Below are 1,698 nucleotides of genomic sequence, written 5' to 3'. Positions count from 1 at the left end.
GGCGAGGTTCAAAGCTGCGTTACACATGAGGAGGCACCTGGAGCGCCAGGCGATAATGGCGGCCTCATTTTTCATCTGCGGCATCCATGACTCAAAACACCCGATCTGGCGTCGGCAGACTGAGCGACGACAAACGCAAAACGATCGCACTTCAGGCCCTCGCGCGTACCGAACCAATCAGTGTGCTGGCTGAGCGTAACGGCGTGAGCCGCCCGACGGTCTACCGACAGATCGGCACGGCCAGTGCAGCGCTCGATGAAGCCTTTGATACCACGCGGGCAGCCGACGCAGATCAGGTGCTTTTCATGCTGCCGGTCACCCACCAATGGCTCGATCAGGTCATCGTGGCGCTCACGATGGTGGGCCACGTTTCGTTTCGCAGTACCCTTGAACTCATGCACGACCTGCTCGGCGTCTCGACCAGCCTGGGCACGATTCACACCGTTCTCCAGCGTGCCGCACAGCAGGCCATCGCCATCAACGCCGGTATCGATCTCTCGCCCATCCGGGTCGGCCTGCACGACGAACTCTTTCAGGGTTCCCAACCCGTGCTCGCCGGAATCGATGTTGCCTCGACCTATTGCTATCTGCTCGCCCCCGAAGCTCATCGCGACGGCGACACCTGGGCCATCCATCTGCTGGACCTGCAGGCACAGGGGCTCGATCCTGAGCACACGATCGCCGATGCGGGAACCGGTCTGCGTGCCGGGCAAAAAATGGCCTGGCCCGATACGCCGTGTCACGGCGACGTGTTCCACATCATTGAGCAGGGCAAATCACTGGCGACGCTCTGGCATCGTGTCGCCAGTGGCGCTCGCACCGAGCGGCAGCAGCTCGAAGCGCGTCTGGCCAATCCCCGTCGACGTTGCGAGGATAGCCTCCTCGAAGCCGCGCTGGAAACGCTTCGTCGCAATGAAGCCCATGCGCACGAGCTGGCTGCCGATCTGCGCACCCTGGTTCAGTGGCTCGAACGTGACATCCTGTCACTGGCAGGGCCGGACCTCGCGACGCGTCAACGGCTGTTCGATTTCGTGGTTGCCGAACTGCAGCAACGTGAAGCCCAGGACCTCTCACGCACGGGCGCATACCGGCGTGCCCTGCAGAACCAGCGCGACAGCCTGCTCGCTTTCGCGGGCCTGCTCGACACAAAACTCGACGCCATTGCACGAACGCACAACGTGGCGTGCCATCTCGTGCAGGAGGTCTGCATCCTGCATCGCAAGTCCGAAACGTCGAGTGCGTTCTGGCAAGGGTGGAATCGCCTGCTGGCCCGCATCGGTCGCCCGTTTCACGGCGTCTACGCCGCCGTATCCGGGGCGCTGCACAGCACACCACGCAGCAGCTCGCTGGTCGAAAATCTCAACTCGCGAGTGCGCGTCTGCCTGACCAACCGGCGTCATCTGAAGGGCGGGCGGACCTGGCTTGGTCTGCTGCAGTTTGTCTTCAATCATCGACGCTTTGCCCGTAGCCGATGCCTTGAACGAACTGGAAAAAGTCCGAGAGAACTGATGAGCGGCAAGCCTCACGATCACTGGCTGACGCTGCTCGGACTCGGCCGCCTCCAGCCGCAGCGAACCTGACATCGAAAGGTCGTCGCCGACCTCGATTTACCTCGCATTCCTCACCATTTCTGCTCTTTCACGCAGGCTGCATCAGCTCGTCCATGTAACGCAAAAATCGCGTATTTTGAACCACGCC

Annotated in this window: 1 protein-coding gene; it reads left to right on the top strand. The window is 61.8% G+C overall.

Annotated elements, in window-relative coordinates:
• Window positions 1-86 precede the first annotated feature (86 nt).
• On the top strand, window positions 87-1,580 hold the full coding sequence (locus EVC45_RS44445) for a hypothetical protein (protein WP_211193605.1): 1,494 nt from the start codon (window positions 87-89) through the stop codon (window positions 1,578-1,580).
• Window positions 1,581-1,698 lie beyond the last annotated feature (118 nt).

This window comes from Paraburkholderia sp. UYCP14C, assembly GCF_004197395.1.
Taxonomy (GTDB): Bacteria; Pseudomonadota; Gammaproteobacteria; order Burkholderiales; family Burkholderiaceae; genus Paraburkholderia.
Note: the sequence above shows the minus strand (reverse complement) of the source record. Positions and strands in the feature narration are given on the sequence as shown.

What these genes read in the sequence shown, in the direction of transcription:
- EVC45_RS44445 (WP_211193605.1), top strand. Translation starts at nt 87, where the DNA reads ATGACTCAAAACACCCGATCTGGCGTCGGCAGACTGAGCGACGACAAA.